The sequence below is a fragment of the Brasilonema octagenarum UFV-OR1 genome, from assembly GCF_963888615.1.
GTDB classification, from domain to species: domain Bacteria; phylum Cyanobacteriota; class Cyanobacteriia; order Cyanobacteriales; family Nostocaceae; genus Brasilonema; species Brasilonema sennae.
Genome location: NZ_CAWPKW010000144.1, coordinates 26,946 through 43,324, shown reverse-complemented (window position 1 = coordinate 43,324; position 16,379 = coordinate 26,946). Strand labels below are relative to the sequence as shown.

The 16,379-nt window shown below is 42.8% G+C and carries 13 protein-coding genes and 1 pseudogene; 4 read left to right on the top strand and 10 right to left on the bottom strand.

What is annotated here, in order from left to right; all coding sequences use genetic code 11:
• Positions 1-20: 20 nt before the first annotated feature.
• From AC5590_RS09885 to psaK, 3 genes and pseudogenes are all read right to left on the bottom strand, one after another.
• Positions 21-611, bottom strand: coding sequence for an alpha-ketoglutarate-dependent dioxygenase AlkB (locus AC5590_RS09885; RefSeq protein WP_169263766.1), 591 nt, complete (start codon positions 609-611; stop codon positions 21-23).
• 183 nt (positions 612-794) lie between these two features.
• Positions 795-1,991: pseudogene (locus tag AC5590_RS09880) on the bottom strand (site-2 protease family protein).
• A 381-nt stretch (positions 1,992-2,372) separates the two neighbouring features.
• Positions 2,373-2,630, bottom strand: a complete 258-nt coding sequence (gene psaK, locus AC5590_RS09875) for a photosystem I reaction center subunit PsaK (protein ID WP_169263765.1) — start codon at positions 2,628-2,630, stop codon at positions 2,373-2,375.
• A gap of 181 nt (positions 2,631-2,811) precedes the next feature.
• Here psaK and AC5590_RS09870 point away from each other — a divergent pair, with 181 nt between their 5' ends.
• Positions 2,812-3,444: a phosphoribosylanthranilate isomerase gene (locus AC5590_RS09870; RefSeq protein ID WP_169263764.1), complete on the top strand. Its 633-nt coding sequence runs from the start codon at positions 2,812-2,814 to the stop codon at positions 3,442-3,444.
• Between the two features lie 150 nt (positions 3,445-3,594).
• Here AC5590_RS09870 and folE read toward each other — a convergent pair whose 3' ends face one another.
• The 4 genes from folE to AC5590_RS09850 form a co-directional block, all read right to left on the bottom strand.
• Positions 3,595-4,305, bottom strand: a complete 711-nt coding sequence (folE, locus tag AC5590_RS09865) for a GTP cyclohydrolase I FolE (protein WP_169263763.1) — start codon at positions 4,303-4,305, stop codon at positions 3,595-3,597.
• Between the two features lie 688 nt (positions 4,306-4,993).
• Positions 4,994-5,977, bottom strand: a complete 984-nt coding sequence (locus AC5590_RS09860) for an acetyl-CoA carboxylase carboxyltransferase subunit alpha (RefSeq protein WP_169263762.1) — start codon at positions 5,975-5,977, stop codon at positions 4,994-4,996.
• A gap of 109 nt (positions 5,978-6,086) precedes the next feature.
• Entirely contained in the window at positions 6,087-7,106 is a 1,020-nt protein-coding gene (locus tag AC5590_RS09855) for a long-chain acyl-[acyl-carrier-protein] reductase (RefSeq protein WP_169263761.1), read from the bottom strand.
• 295 nt (positions 7,107-7,401) lie between these two features.
• The gene (locus AC5590_RS09850; RefSeq protein ID WP_169263760.1) at positions 7,402-8,094 is read right to left on the bottom strand and encodes an aldehyde oxygenase (deformylating); all 693 of its coding nucleotides are present in this window, start codon (positions 8,092-8,094) and stop codon (positions 7,402-7,404) included.
• Between the two features lie 187 nt (positions 8,095-8,281).
• On the opposite strand from AC5590_RS09850, the gene AC5590_RS09845 reads away from it, so the two are divergent.
• Entirely contained in the window at positions 8,282-8,545 is a 264-nt protein-coding gene (locus AC5590_RS09845; protein WP_169263759.1) for a hypothetical protein, read from the top strand.
• 99 nt (positions 8,546-8,644) lie between these two features.
• On the opposite strand, the gene AC5590_RS09840 is transcribed toward AC5590_RS09845, so the two are convergent.
• From AC5590_RS09840 to AC5590_RS09830, 3 genes are all read right to left on the bottom strand, one after another.
• Complete coding sequence (locus AC5590_RS09840) at positions 8,645-10,513, bottom strand: WD40 repeat domain-containing serine/threonine-protein kinase (RefSeq protein ID WP_169263758.1); 1,869 nt, start codon at positions 10,511-10,513, stop codon at positions 8,645-8,647.
• Between the two features lie 97 nt (positions 10,514-10,610).
• A complete protein-coding gene (locus AC5590_RS09835) occupies positions 10,611-11,123 on the bottom strand; it encodes a hypothetical protein (protein WP_169263757.1) in 513 nt (170 codons plus the stop codon).
• Positions 11,124-11,620: 497 nt separating this feature from the next.
• On the bottom strand, positions 11,621-12,652 hold the full coding sequence (locus AC5590_RS09830) for a hypothetical protein (protein WP_169263756.1): 1,032 nt from the start codon (positions 12,650-12,652) through the stop codon (positions 11,621-11,623).
• 291 nt (positions 12,653-12,943) lie between these two features.
• Between AC5590_RS09830 and AC5590_RS09825 the strand changes: the two genes are divergently transcribed.
• The gene (locus tag AC5590_RS09825; RefSeq protein ID WP_169263755.1) at positions 12,944-14,482 is read left to right on the top strand and encodes a DEAD/DEAH box helicase family protein; all 1,539 of its coding nucleotides are present in this window, start codon (positions 12,944-12,946) and stop codon (positions 14,480-14,482) included.
• A 134-nt stretch (positions 14,483-14,616) separates the two neighbouring features.
• Positions 14,617-16,218 carry a GMC family oxidoreductase gene (locus tag AC5590_RS09820; RefSeq protein WP_169263754.1) on the top strand — a complete coding sequence of 534 codons (1,602 nt, stop codon included), beginning with the start codon at positions 14,617-14,619 and terminating at the stop codon, positions 16,216-16,218.
• The last annotated feature ends 161 nt before the right edge of the window (positions 16,219-16,379 follow it).

The following is a 16,379-nucleotide window of genomic DNA, read 5'->3' as shown; positions in this document are numbered from 1 at the left end:
GCTAATTCTATTCCAAATTCTTACATCACATCAAAAGCTCGAAGTGTGAGCGAAATTCTTTGACCTTGATATTTCTTTGAAAAGGGAATTTCATGAGTCCAAGCTTGATTGGTTTCATAAGGTATGACAAACACACAACCATGTTTTGTCACAAAGTCTTTATAGCCTTCCCCTTTCCAAGGACGTAATCTAAATATGCGCTCTTCTCCAAATGAGATAACAACAATCGGTGCGCCACTGAGCATATTTGTAGTACTATCGCGGTGTTTTCCCATATAGTGACCTAACTTGCCATCATACCAATTGACTACCATTCCATTGAGGTGATTATTTATCTTCTCTTTACTCCATTGTCCAAGCGGTTCAAGCAATAACGGAATAGGTAAAGCTTTGTTGACTCGTCCTGTATAGTGATAATCTACTCCATAAACCTGCTGCCAACGTGGTGCTTTAACAAAACGCCCATACATTTTGATTTCATGAGCATCACATGGATGTATATCCCAGAGATTATTTAGTTCTGCTTGATTCAAATGCAATTCATCAGGTAAAATTCCTGTCCAAAATTTATGATTCTTGTCTAATTCATGACACTTCAAACCATCATACATAGGTGTTTGACTCCTGTACTTTAAACGTCTTGGCGTTGCATAGCCTCATATTAAGACCTCACAAGAACAGGAACAATTTTATCCAGAACTATAAAATTTGTTACAAAACAAGATTTTTTTTTAAAGCATACTTGAGGTGCTTTACTTTGTTGAATGGTGCACTCCAAGTATGCTAAAAACAGTTTACGATTGCAGCGATTTTGCAATAACTCCCAATTGTAAACCAGGCGGATAACTGCCTTCCTCTTTTATCCGCTTAATCTCAGCTTCGGTGATCCGCAAATTTAACTTTTGTGCTAATTCCCGCACAATATCCCCTCGATCAATCACACCAGCCACAGCACCAGCAGGAGAAAGCACCGTGATGCGGGGTAATTGTTAATTTTCCAGCTTGTTAATCACCTCTGCTATAGGAGTTGACTCAACAACAGTGGGAATTTCTGTCAGGGGATGCACTATACTTTGCACCGTGAGGGTTTCCCATTCACTTCTTTCCACAAGGCGCAAATCGTCTATGGAAATGATGCCCCGGTAACGTCCATCAGATTCGGCAAAATAAACTCCAGGAGTGTTAGTCTCCAAAAGGTAGGAGTCGGCGAAAGAACGCAAAGTCTGATTAGCATCGACGACGCGAAACTCACGAGTCATTGCATTGGCGGCAATTAAATTGAGTAAGGTTTCTTGTAATGTTGTTATGCGGTCATAGGTGGTGGCATTGCGGATACCAAACCAACCTAACAAGGCTATCCACAAACCAGTGACTAATTCCCCTGTAAAATAATCTACTGCTAGACCTAGGGCGATCGCCCCATAACCCAAAATTTGTCCTGCTTTTGCTGCTAACCGTACAGCTTGAAAGCGGTTCCCTGTTACTTTCCAAAGTGCTGCTTTTAAAACTTGTCCGCCATCTAAGGGTAAACCAGGAATCAGGTTGAACAGTGCCAAAACTAAGTTGATTCTGCCTAAATCTCTAACCATGACGTTAGCAGGACTGTTATCAGGCAAAACATTTACTAGCAGGCTGAGGAGGACAAACAGGACAACACTCACGAATGGTCCGGCAATTGCGACTTGAAATGCTTTTCCTGGGGTTTTGGATTCTTCTTCGATAGAAGCAATACCACCAAACAGGAATAGAGTAATCGAATTGACTTTTATACCTTGCGATCGCGCAACTAAGCTATGACCCAATTCGTGCAATAATACTGAACCAAAGAGCAGTAATGCCATCACCACTCCACCACTCCAAGCTAGAGTCGTTCCCCATGTTTGGTAAGCCACCCCAAAGTTAAGGGTTGCCAACCCTAAAATCACAAACCACAGGGGGTCTAAAAACAGTGGGATTCCGAATAAAGACCCGATTTTCCAATTTGTTTGCATCACATTTTCCTAAAACTAGATATTTTTAATCGCTCAGAAATACGTTTTATATGTTCTTTTTTACACATATATCCTTTTGCCTCACTAACTTTTGCTTACTGAAATTTGGAAAATCAGCAATGGCTGGTTATATAGACTCCAATTTCTAGAATAGACAATTCTGAAGAGCGAGCAAAACTCAAACTAGGGCGCAGTTATTTAAGAGTTAAAAATATAAGTGGCAGGTCTTCTCTGCTTCAAAAGATGACTTGAAAGAGAAAAAACCTGCCGCGTCAAAGTCCAGCGAAGCCGAGGCTTTGAGTTTATGTGTACGCTACGGTACTTAAAAAAGACTATGGTCGGGGATACAGAGATGTTGTCATAAAACATCTCTCTCAAAATCTAGATGCCACCGAGATTTGTCAACCCCAGAACAATGCCAATCCCTACAATATGCCCAAAACACATAGCAGCAATGAATCCTGGAAGAGTTACGGGAAGTACGGGCAGTTTGGGACCTACCTTGGGAGATTTAGTAAACGATGTCAGCAAAAGAGCTACTAAACAGCTGACGCTGATGATGATTCCTACAGTAGGATTCCACTCAGGTGTTGCGGGAACAGTGGTGGCGGCTGCTGCTAGTAAGATAGATGAAATCAAGCTTTTATCTCCTAAATAGAAAAATTGACAAGTGGTCAGTCATTAGCATATGGCTAGCTATGCGCTGACTGCTTATTGGTAAACCATAAAGATTATAGAATCATAAAGGAAAGAACTTGAAATTGTTTATACAATTTAGGTTTGATGTAACTATTACTACTATTATTTCTCAAAAATATCTATGCGGGTAAAGATTTGCGGAATAACTCAACCACAACAGGGGAAGGCGATCGCCTCTTTTGGTGCAACAGCCTTAGGATTTATTTGTGTTCCAACCTCACCGCGCTATATCAATATAGAGCAAATTCGGGCGGTTGTGGAACAACTGCCCGAAAAAATCGACAAAATTGGAGTTTTTGCCAATACTTCTGTTCCTGAAATTACTCAAACAGTAGTTCATTCTGGCTTAACTGGCGTTCAATTACACGGAGATGAATCCCCGGAATTTTGTCAGCAGTTGCGTCAATTGCTACCAGATATAGAAATCATTAAAGCTTTGAGAATCCGTAGTTTTGAAGATACTGAAAAAGCTGAAACTTATACTTCAAACGCAGATACGCTGTTACTTGATGCTTACCATCCACAGCAACTAGGTGGTACAGGCACAACTCTAGACTGGACAATGTTGCAGCAATTCAGCCCTAGCTGTCCTTGGTTTTTGGCGGGGGGACTCACTCCAGAGAACATTATACAGGCTTTGACTCAGATAACCCCTAGTGGCATTGACCTATCGAGTGGTGTAGAACGTGCCCCAGGAGATAAGGATTTAGACAAGGTAGCTAAGTTGTTTGAAAAGCTGCATTCAAAGTGCTGAGTGTAATTAACAGTTATCAGTTATCAGTTACCAGTTATCAGGTAGGAAACGGACAAAGTCCACCCCTTGTTCACTGTTTACTGTTCACTGTTCACTGTTAAGCGTTCCCTAAAAATTCGTAATGTGACACCTGAGGGTGCGGAATGTAGGTTAGAACAACGATGATTGGTGACGAATTAAGTTGAAGAATTCTTCACGAGTTTTATGATCATCTTGAAATACACCCTGCATTGCGCTTGTCACAGTCCAAGAACCAGGTTTTTGGACACCCCGCATAACCATGCACATATGTGTAGCTTCCATCACAACGGCAACTCCCTGTGGTTCTAGAATCATTTGAATTGCTTGAGCAATTTGGCGAGTGAGCCTTTCTTGCACTTGCAAGCGTCGGGAATACATCTCGACAATACGAGCAAGCTTGCTCAATCCCACAACTTTTTGATTAGGGATATAGGCAACATGAGCTTTGCCCATAAATGGCAACATATGGTGTTCGCACAAGCTAAAAACGTTGATGTCCCGTACTAATACCATCTCATTATGACCTTCATCAAAGATGGCTTCGTTGACGATTTCTTCTAAAGATTGGTTATAACCACTGGTGAGAAACCTCATTGCCTCTGCTACCCGCTTGGGTGTTTTCAGCAATCCCTCGCGTTCGGGATCTTCTCCAACACCCACCAGTAGAGTCCGCACCGCGTCCATCATTTGCTCCATTTGCTCCTCTGTTTGCGGGTGCAACTCAGCTTGCTGCCCATTGTGAGTGTTGCGATCTGGTCTTGTAGAGATGGCTTCCGTCAAGTCTGGAATCAGAGGAGATTGTTGAGAGCAATTGGTTCCGTCGGAAGGAGCAATAGTCATGGTGTCGAGTTTTAGTTAAGGTTTGATTAGGAGCAATGAGTCAGCAGTCATGAGTCTTGTATTATTAGCAAAAACTAAAGACAATAGACAAATGACTCGCTAGAGTGTGCCAGCCCCAGGCACGATAGTCAATTCATGAATAACTGCCTGTTGTAGTAGCAAAGGAAGCTCAAGAATTAACTTTCAAATTGTTTAACGGTTTGATAACCACGTCACTACTCTGTTATATAAGTCTGGTAGTGTGGATAGATTAAACAAACCTAAGAATCCGATTAACTTTCTTCGACAATTGCTATTTTGTATTGCGAAGAGATATTTACCCCATTTCACATATTCCATAGGGTTAGAAGAAACTGTAGATGACAGTTGTAAAAGTTGTACAAACCGCTAATATCTGTACAGCATAGCCGCTCGTACTGGAATAGGTAAGACATTTGCGCTCCTACTCCCTAGAAATTCATATCATAATTCAAGGGGATAGTCAGCTTAGTAGTTTAACGAGTACGCGGTTTGTACCTCCTACTAAAAACTACAAGTTTCTATATTACCCATAGGGACAGAACATAAGGCTTAGCAGTTGACTCATGACTAAAAATACAAATGCCTATGACTTAAAAGATTGTTAAAAATCTTTAAATGACATAGGCAATTATAGCATTGCCGCTATTGTGATCAAGTAGCTGAGGTCTTATGAGTGGGACAGTTCAGTAAAGACACCAATTTTCCGGAACTTTTCGTAGCGCATTTGGCGTCGTTCACTAGGAGCCAAGCGGTTGAGTTCCTCCAAATTGTCTAAGAGGGCTTGCTTGAGAGTGGTAACTGCTCCCAGAGGGTCAGAATGAGCACCGCCAATGGGTTCAGGTAATATCTGGTCGATGATTCCCAAGTGTTTCAAATCCGGTGCTGTCATTTTCAAGACAGCTGCTGCTTGGGGGGCTTTGGCAGCATCTTTCCACAAAATAGCAGCGCAGGCTTCAGGAGTAATCACAGTGTAAACGGCATGTTCAAACATCAGCAGGCGATCGCCAATACTAATACCCAATGCACCGCCAGAAAAGGCTTCACCAATAACAGCACAAACTATCGGCACATCTAAGGAAAACATCTCACGTAGGTTGTATGCGATCGCTTCTCCTGCACCTTGTCGTTCAGCTACGACTGTAGGTAAAGCTCCTGGCGTGTCGATAAAAGTTAAAATTGGCATGCCAAACTTGTTGGCATGTTCCATCAACCGCATCGCCTTACGATAGCCTCCAGGGGAAGCCATACCGAAATTACGGGCAATATTGTCTTTTGTGTCGCGCCCTTTTTGATTACCCAGCATAACCACAGGTTGTCCGCCCAAACGACCTACACCACCAACTAAGGCAGGGTCGTTAGAACCACAGCGATCGCCATGTAACTCCATCCATTCATCACTGATAGCTTGAATATAATCAAGGGTACTAGGGCGGCGCGGATGACGAGCGACTTGTAGTCGCTGAGACGGCGATAGACTACCAAATATTTCTTCACGCAGTTGCATGGCGCGTGCTTCTAGCTGACGAATTTGACCAGAAACATCGACGCCGTTTTCTTCTGCAAGTTGCCGAATTTGCTCAATTCTAGTTGCCAGTTCTGCTAGCGGCTTTTCAAAATCCAACAGTAGCGGTTTACGCTCGGTAGTAGCCATTTTTTGACGAAAAAAGTGAAGAGTAAAAATTGAGGTGTGGGGCAAGGGGATTTTCTAGACTCATGAGTCACTAGCTCATAACTAATAACTCATGACTTATGACTAATCACTAAACCAGGAGTGGTCTAAATCCATGCTTTCTTGATACCTGACCAATTTGCTCCATTTTTTCTACAGTAATCCGATTGCGCCCCCAAGAGAAGTTAGTGTATAACTTCTCAAATTCCAATAGCATTGATTCTGCAAAACAAGCAAACAACTGGCGTGCTGGAACATCCATATTGACGATGCCCATAATTTTCCAATCAATATCCAGGGAATGTTCCACAATCCCACCATTTAGGACGTGTACACCTGGATGCTGAACTTTAGTTGCGAGATTTTTTGGATAGCCACCATCAATCAGCAAACAAGGTTGCTTTAAAACTTTGGGATCGATTTCCATCCCTTTAGGCATACTAGCAACCCAAACGACAATATCAGCTTGGGGAAGTGCTTCTTCCATAGACAGGATTTTTCCACGCCCCAGTTCGTCTTGCAGCTGTTGTAGGCGTTCTTGGTTACGGGCTACTAGCAACAGTTCCTTAACATCTGTTTTTGCATCCAACCAACGACAAACAGCACTACCAATATCTCCAGTCGCCCCGCATACAGCAACCGTTGCATTTGATAGTTCAATGCCTACTTGCTTCGACGCTTTTTCTACCTGTTGACAAATGATGTATGCTGTATGAGTGTTACCTGTGGTAAAGCGTTCAAACTCTAATTTAATATTGCGGACTTGTTTGAATTGCTCTAAATTAAAGTTTTCAAAAATTATTGAAGAAAATCCGCCTAAAGCTGTAATACTTATCCCGTGCTTTTGAGCATGAGCCATAGCGTTGAGGATTTTGCGTGTTGCAGCTTTTATGCGACGAGTTGCCAACATTTCTGGCAAAAAGCCTGACTCTACATACCGCCCTTCAATTTTTTGTCCGGTAACACTGGTAACTGTAATGTTATCGACAATTTGGGGCGGAGCGCTGCACCAAAAATCTAACCCCTGATCAGCATATTCTGGGTAGCCCAATTCTTTGGCTACTGCTTGCGCGTGTTCTAAACTAGTAAGGTGTCCGATTAGACCAAACATGAACGATGTTGTGACGCGTATCCTTCGTTAGAAGGGTGGAATAGGCGGGTTAAGATATAATTAACCCTTCAAAATACTACACAAAAACTAACCACCAAATGAGAGTCTGCTCTGGCTTTTGAGAAATTCAAAAAAAGGATGCAAGCCCCACTCGCTGCTGAAAATTCAAAATTCAAAACTCAAAGTTCAAAAAAATAATTTTGAACTTTGAATGAATAATTTTAAATTCCCCCGCAGGGGTAGATCCCTAATTCCTACTCTTTCAAAAAGTGGGAACTTTGAATTTCCTGTTCTCCTATCCGGTGATTCCGTAGGCAGACAGACGCATGAGCTCGCGGGTGGAAAAACCAATATTACTAAGGGCTTCTCCGTACTGAATCATGAAATCTTCTACTAAAGCTTCTTTTTCCATAGCTAAGGTGCGGGCATCATCCTCAACAGAGTTAAGCATTTTCCACACTATGGGCAAGTTTTGGCGATTTGCTTCTTCTAATTCCGCTTTGGATTGTTCAAAGTGTTCTTTCAACCATACTTCGCCAAAGTTGAGATGGCTGTATTCATCCTTGACTACTCCTTCAGTGATTTTACGAGCAAAATCATCAGCGACTGGGATGTAAATGTTGTATGCGGCGATCGCAAAACATTCAATAATCAAAGACTGAATCAGCAAGCAAGTAACGACTTTACCTTCAGCGGCTGCTTTTTGAAAATTTTGATGCAATGGAGCAAAAAACTCTTGAGCAAATTGCATATCTGGCGTTACCTTCAGATTGCGCCCACAAGCTTCAAATCCTTTTTTGTGGCGACTTTCCATCTTAGAAAGGCGAATGAGTTCATCTTGATTTTCGCTCAGCAACTCAGCGAGTTTGAGATAATTTGCGTGGGCTTCTTGTTCGCCTTCTATCACAATCGCATTGATCCGGCTGTAAGCGTCTTTGTATACTTCGCTCTGGAAGTCAAGTTCTGGTTGATCTACAAGCTGCTGCATTGTACATTCACTCCCGTGAAATGAATTATCTTATACAAGAATCGAGTTTTGCCCGTGAAATAAGGGCAAGGGTAACTATGATTTAATTTTACTTAACAAGTCTCTATGTTATAGATTAGCTTTTGCTGGTGGGATTAGCTCAAGCTAATTCACAAAACAAGTAGGCAATAACAGAGACAGGGGATTCATGATGGATGACGAATCCAAAATCCTAAACGCCAAGCACTCTCAACATAGACCTTTAGAAGGAGACTTCAGCAAGGGTAGCCTAGCAGCTAAATTGAAAACTTCCCCAAGGCTAGGAATTCTACTGCTAGCTGCTGTTATAGTATTATTACCCTTAGTTGTCGAGTTGTTGACATCCTTTGTTCCTAATAAGGCACTATCTTGTGTTTTAGGGGAAAATAGCTGGTTTTTAGTCCATTATCACGATACCTGGGAGACAGGTTAACTTTTACTTGCTTTTGCTAATTCTAGCTTAGTGCGCGATCGCGCGTTGTGCGTCTTTCAACAGAAGAATTGAGCAATTTATAGCAGCGCCTGTTCATCGTTAGTGACATCGCCAAATCTTTACTGCACCATCATTACTACTACTGACAATGCTCTTTCCATTTGGACTGATAGTGAGAGAATGAATCAAATCTAAATGTCCGGTAAGGGTAGCAATGAGTTGCCCATTGCCCATGTCCCACAACTTGATAGTTTTATCCCGACTTCCAGTGGCGAGAATTTGACCATTAGGACTAATAGCGACAGCACTTACCCAATCAGAATGACCGACTAAGCTACGAATCATTGTGCCATTGTTTAAGTGCCACTGTTGAATAGTTTTGTCGCGACTGACGCTAATTAATGTCTTACCATTAGGACTGATAGCAATACCAGAAACCCAGTCTGTATGCCCAGTGAAAGTGCTAAGCAACTTCCCGCTTATTAGGTTCCACACCTTAATCGTGTTATCTCGACTACCACTGACAAGAGTTTGACCATCTGGACTGATAGCAAGGGCACAAACCGAGTTAGAATGCCCCATAAGATTGCGAATTTGTTCCCCAGTGGGTAGAGACCATACTTTGATTGTGTTGTCCCTACTACTACTGGCAAGAGATAGACCATCTGGGCTGATGGCGATCGCATAAACCGAGTCGGAATGTCCTTTCAAATTGCGAATGTGCTTACCACTACCCCAATCCCAAATTTTGATAGACTTATCTAAGCTAGCACTGGCTAATGTTTGACCATCTCGGCTAAACACTAAGCAAGTAAACCAAGTTGCCTCGCGTTTCAGCAAGCCTGAGTGTGATGTCAGGGTGCGAATTAAGCTGGCGCTGCCTAAATGCCACAGTTTAATGGTACTATCATCGCTACCACTAGCAATTGTCTGACCATCTGGACTGATAACAACAGAACGCACCGAGGCAGCATGACCTGTGAGAGTGTGTAAGCACTCCCATGTCTGAGTAATGGTTGATGGTGGTGTTGGGTTAGAGATAACTGTTTCTGGAATGTTAGCAGATGAAGTTGTGGCGTGTATATCTCTTAATACTTGATCAACTGATTGGTAGCGATCACCCACTCGCTCTTGTAGTAGTTTGTCTAAGACTTCCCCTAACCTTTTGCTGATGGTTACATCTGTTTTTTCCAGGTGTTCTCGCCATAACCAACGAGATTCCCAGGAACTGTAGAGATTAGAAGGGTGGATTCCTGTAATTAAATGTAAACAAGTTGCACCTAAAGCATATAAGTCACTGGCTGGATATGCTTCACCAGAGCGGATTTGTTCATTCGGAGCATAGCCTGGAGTACCCGCCATTGTACCCCGGTTCACAGACATAACAGTGCCCGAAGCTTGTTTGGAAACTCCAAAATCAATTAAAGCAAGAGCACGATCTTTCTGGCGACAGATAATATTTTCGGGCTTAATATCCCGGTGAATAACGCCGCGTTCATGAATAAACTTCAGGACTGGTAACAAATCATTTAGAAATTGCCAAATCTGACTTTCGTTGTATACTCCATATCGTTCCAATTCCTGTAATAAATTTTGCCCATCGACAAACTCTTGTACCAGATACAAGCATTTGTTCTGTTCAAAAGAGGCGAGGAGATTGGGAATGCGCTCATGCATCCCTAGTTCGTACAGCCGAATTGCCTCTTGATTAAATAATTCAATTGCCTTGTTTAACGCTTGTGAATTTCCTTGAATTTCTGGTGACGGTGAAAATTGCTTAATGACGCAGAATTCATTCATTCTGTCTTGATCGACTGCGCGGTATGTTTTACCAAATCCACCCTCACCTAGCTGACTTATGGCACGGTATCTGTCTTTCAGCAGCAGCTTTGTCCCGCAACTTATGCAGAAATTTCCATGCTCAGGATTTTGATGTTTTTGACAATTGGGATTGAGGCAGTAGCTCATACTTTTGATGGTTATTGGGGAATGGAGTACTATGAAGCCTCTATCAAAACGCTAACAATCAACGTTATTCGCTAATCACCGCTCAACGTAGATTGACTTATGTTTTATTTCTATTCAAGTAAACATAAATGTTTGATATCCATAAAATTACACCAAATACCATCCACACAATTTCTCTACCTGTGAAAGATTCGTTGACTCGTATGTTTGGCTGTTGTTGTTGCCAATAATAATTCACTGCCTTTAATACAGTTAATAATGGAATGAAGCTTAATAACCATACAAGCTGCAGTGAATTGTGAAAATCTAGCACATAAAATATCCAGTAAAAAAACGTCACCCGAAAAGGTGAAGGCTTTTCTCTATATCCTTGTTCTTCAGCTAGGGCAAATAGTTTTTGAGATAAACTGTATAAGTAAAAAGGTAAAAACCAAGAGCGAAACCAGGCACTAATTTTTGGATTATTGCGTTCTTTGAGAAATTTCCATTGTTTATGCGCCCAGGGGAGTTGATAAATACCCAAAGTAAAAATATATAAAGTGCAAAACTTCCATAAAGGCATTATGTTAGAAAGCTCACCATTATTTATTCTATGGTTATATTGATTCATCTTTTTTCACACAATATACTGAGTAGTTAGATTAACAACACTCTCGCTAACAAACTTATCTTCGCAACTTTTTGCAAACTCACTGTATGTAATGAAATATATACATAGTAGCCTTTTTACTTAGTTTTGACTAGGAAACTTAGTAAAATGTCAGTCTTGATTGCTAGTCGTAACCCTCTAGGAACAATAACAATTAACAACAATTTTTAAACCGGTTTTGATACAGGATTCATCTACATCTACAACGTCTTGGCAGTTGATTCCTGAAAAGCAAAGCCCAGAAAGCAAGTCGTGATTTATCAAACCAAGCCCTAATCTTGCAAATTAGGTTGAGCCTACACTGCAGACTTAATTTGTATAGTAGTACAAAACTGCCTATGGAGGTAACGAAGTTCTGATTGTTGTTTCAAAAGAACCAGACGAAGCAGGGGAGGACACGGTTCGTATTCAACAGCACGCGCGTATTTGTGTTTTCTCCACTCCCCACAGCCTACTTTTTAACTAGTCTCCTGTATCTGCAAGCGGATAGTGTGTTCAGTCCCACCACTCAGTTGTAATTCCATAACTTCACCGCCAAGAGGTTCCAAGCATTCCAGAAGTTCTCGCAAGCGTGGTGTACTTGCACCCGTATCCACATACAAACGGTCTGATAGATTACCAATTTTCTTCCAACTCATGTACAATTTGGCAATCATTTGCTCTAGTTGGGATGCTTGATTTACTAAGTCTGCTGCTATGCTCAGACAGCCAACTCTTTGAGCTTCTATCAAGGCTGTTTCGATGTCAACTTCTTGAGCGTTTAGCGCTTGGACTTGAGCTGCTGCTTTGAGATATTTTGCCAGATTACGAGCATCTGTGGTGACTTGCTTGATGGTATCTATGTCAGGATTTTGGGATATTTCCTTTTGAATCGCGTTTTGGTGAGACTCTGGCAATTTCTCCATCTCCTTCACCAGTGGCGCGATGTAACGGGGAGGAAGAGAATTTTCTGCTGCTTTTATCTTGACTGGTTCGGGTAGCAACTCCGAAGACATTGCTGTCCATTCGTCGTTGATTTGACGTACTTCCCGTCTGGTGATGCGATCGCCTTTTTGGGCTGCTTCACCAACCATCTGTTGAACTTCTGGCGCTGCTTTGGCTGTTTCGATAAACGCCCGTTTGCTAAAGTTATTGATGGCTGATGGTTCTAATCTTCCTTCTTCTAAAAGGGTATCAGCACTGTTGGCTAGTTGAATCAGAGCATATGCTTGACTTTTGCCAATTTCTCGTTCTTTGAGCCATTTGAGAAAACCAGCACCTCGTCCCTCACCGCCTATTTTCTCTCTGTCGCGAACAGCGCGTAAAATTCGTCCTCGCCAAATGTCGGTTTGCAAATCAAAGCGATCGCACACCTGCCAAGCCACATCTAGCTGCGTTTGAAATTCCGGTTCAGGAATTTCCTCATCTTCGGGATCAGGTAGTTCAAATTCAAAATCAGCCGGCTGTTGCAGAAGTGCAGCCAACTCATCAATAGATTCGTTATATTGCACGATTTTATAGTTTGTTAGTTGTATGACTGTATGCGCGGTTTATTATCACACATTCCGCGTAAGCTAGATTGTATGCCTGAGTGATTTGTTCCTAGCTATGTTTATTCTGGCTTGAGTACAGCCAAGAGGCTATATTTTGTCACTAACACGCTCCGATCTCGAATTCAGCCGCTTATAGCAAACCATATTATGTTAGATGTGATCATCGCGGGGTTAGTAGTAACAGCTTTTACATTAATAATAAAAAGTGAGACAAATCTTACATTTTAAAAAAAGCCGGGAAAAGCAAAAATGGCTCGCACGCCCACACTAACTTTTGATCGTGGCACATTAATTTTGCATCCACCACCACGCGGCAGGGCTTGGATGGATTTTGCTACATGGGATGACAGAGTAGAAAAATTCCGCATTCCGGCTATTCAATACCGTGCTTTGGTGGAAGCAATGCAAGCCCAAGAAATTAATTTTATCGATGAAGCCAAGGCGTTTTATCCGATAGAATTAGTTCCCAGTCTGGAAATGGAACCTTATCCCCACCAAAGTGAGGCGTTAGCTGCTTGGAAACTCGCGGGAAGACAAGGAGTCGTCGTGCTTCCCACCGCAGCGGGAAAGACGTATTTGGCGCAAATGGCGATGCAAGCGACGCCGCGCACAACGCTGATTGTCGTGCCAACACTGGATTTAATGCATCAGTGGTATGCTCATTTGAAGGCGGCGTTTCCTGATGCTGAGGTTGGGTTACTTGGCGGTGGTTCGCGAGATAGAACACCTGTACTTGTTGCCACTTATGATAGTGCGGCTATCCATGCGGAAAGTTTGGGGAATCTGTATGCTTTGTTAATTTTTGATGAATGTCATCATTTGCCAACAGATTTTAGTCGGGTGATTGCGGAATATGCGATCGCACCCTACCGTTTGGGACTATCTGCGACACCCGAACGCACTGATGGTAAACACGCGGACTTGAATTTTTTAATCGGCAGAGAAGTCTATCGCAAAAGGGCTGAGGATTTAGCAGGAAAGGCGTTAGCAGAACATGAAGTTGTGCAAATTAAGGTGAAATTATCACAAAATGAGCGGGAAAAGTACACTCAACTGATTCAAGTTCGCAATGATTTTTTGAAGGAATCAAAGATTTCTTTGGGGAGTCTTCAAGGCTGGCAGAGATTTGTGCAAATGAGTGCGCGATCGCAAGCTGGGCGTAGAGCCATGTTAGCACACCGTCAAGCCAAAGAGATTGCTTTGGGTACTGATGGGAAGATAAGAGTTCTTGCTGATATCTTAACAGAACATTATCCAGAAAGAGTTTTGATTTTTACTGCTGATAATGCGACAGTTTACCACATTTCTCAAAATTTTCTAGTTCCAGCAATTACTCATCAAACTCCTGTCAAGGAACGGCATGAAATTTTAACAAAATTTCGAGAGGGAGAGTTTAAAACTCTGGTTGCTTCTCATGTGTTGAACGAGGGTGTTGATGTTCCTGCAGCTTCTGTTGCGATTATTTTATCTGGTACAGGTTCGACACGGGAGTATATTCAAAGATTGGGCAGGGTTTTAAGAAAAGGTAAGGATAATAAGAAGCAGGCGATTTTGTACGAGGTGGTGGCGGAGGATACGAGTGAGGAGGGGACTTCGGCGAGGAGAAGAGGTGTGGAGAAGAAAAACGAACCGCCAAGACGCCAAGAGCACGAAGAAAAGAGGGAGAAGAAAGGGAATTTACAGGTTATTTATGGGAGTGGAAAGGAAAAGAGTCTTAAGGCTGCTGAGCAGTTGGAGATAAATTATAAAGTTCAAAAGAAACCGCCGATAAATACGGATGAAAGCTGATAATGTTTCAATAGTTATCTGTATTTACAGCAGATTGCAGGTAGAAAGAGTACACTAATGTGAGTGGATCAAAGCTTGAAAATAAAACCATTATCAATCGAGTTTTGAGAAAAAATAATTAAACTGAACTTAAAATGTCTCGATATGATTATATTGTGATTGGTGCAGGCTCAGCAGGTTGCGTGGTTGCCAACCGTCTCACAGAAGACCCCCAAACAACTGTGTTGTTGCTTGAAGCAGGCGCTCGGGATACGAAACCAGAGATTCAAATCCCACGGGAAGCTAGGAATTTACCTGCCTCCGAGGTAGACTGGAAATATTTCTCGGAACCTGAACCGTACCTTAACGATCGCAAAATCTTTTGTCCCCGTGGTAAAGTCTTGGGGGGCAGCAGTTCGATTAATTACATGGCGTATGTGCGGGGCAATCATCACGACTTTGACCACTGGCAGGAAGTGGGCAACCCCGGTTGGTCGTACCAAGATGTCTTGCCCTATTTCAAGAAATCTGAGCATCAGCAACGTGGTGCTTCGGAATATCACAGTGTGGATGGGGAGTTGAGCGTCACAGATATCGTGTCTCCTGCTGCGATTTCTCAACGATTTGTAGAAGCAGCGGTGGCAATGGGATATGAGTACAATCCTGATTTTAATGCAGAGCAGCAGGAAGGGGTAGGACCGGTTCAGTTTACAATCAAAGATGGTAAGCGGCACAGTACTGCTGCTGCATTTCTCACGCCGATTCTGGATCGTCCGAACTTAACAGTGCAAACAGGTGCGTTGGTGACTCGATTGTTGTTTGAGGAGACTCGCACTATCGGGGTGGAATACCTGCACTCTGGAACGCTACACCAGGTTAGAGTCAGTCAGGAAGTGATTTTAAGTGCGGGCGCGTTCGATTCGCCCAAGCTGCTAATGCTTTCTGGCATTGGGAATGCAGAACACCTGCAAGCAATGGGGATTTCAGTCGTCGTCGATCTGCCGGGTGTGGGTCAAAACCTGCAAGACCACGTTGGCTTTCCCGTGCCCTACAAGGCAACTCAGGAGGTGCACCCTGCTGCCACTGGTAATGGTCTTAGTGAAGCTGCAATGTTTATGCATAGCCAGGGAAATCTGGATGTCGCGCCAGATTTGCTGCTTTTCTTCAATGCCAATCCTTTGTCACCTCCTGGGTATGCCCAGGTTGATTCGGGGTTCACAGGCTATGTTAGTTTGACCCATCCCCAGAACATTGGCAGTGTCGCTTTACGTTCGCGAAGCGTGGGCTTTGCCCAATCGCTTGACCCCACCGATGCCCCGATCCTTCGGATGAACTATCTGCAAAGTCAATCCGATGTGCAAAAGCTAGTGGCAGGGATTCGATTCTTTCGCGACTTGTTTCATTCAACCGCCTTTGATGAGTTTCGAGGTGAGGAAATTGCTCCCGGTGTCGAGGTTCAAAGCGATGAAGCACTCGTTGCTTATGTTCGGGAGGTTTGCGGGACTGTGTTTCATCCTGTCGGCACTTGCAAAATGGGAACTGACCCAATGGCGGTTGTAGATCCTGAACTCCGGGTACATGGGGTGAAGGGATTGCGTGTCGTTGATGCCTCGATCATGCCAACGATCACCACGGGAAATACGAACGCGCCCACCATTATGATTGGTGAGAAAGCAGCCGATCTGATTAAAGCCGCAAAGCACAGTTCTAAACAACACGGTAGTGGTAAAAAGTACAGGATACGAGAGTTGTACTAAATAGCGATTTTTGTTTATGGAAAACGAAGCGCTCGTTTAGTACATTTGCACGCTTATCAGTTCAGTTTAATTATTTTTTCTCGAAAGTCGATTGATAATGGTTTTATTTTCAAGCTTTGATGCACTTACTTTAGTATACTCTATCTACCTGCAATCTGCTG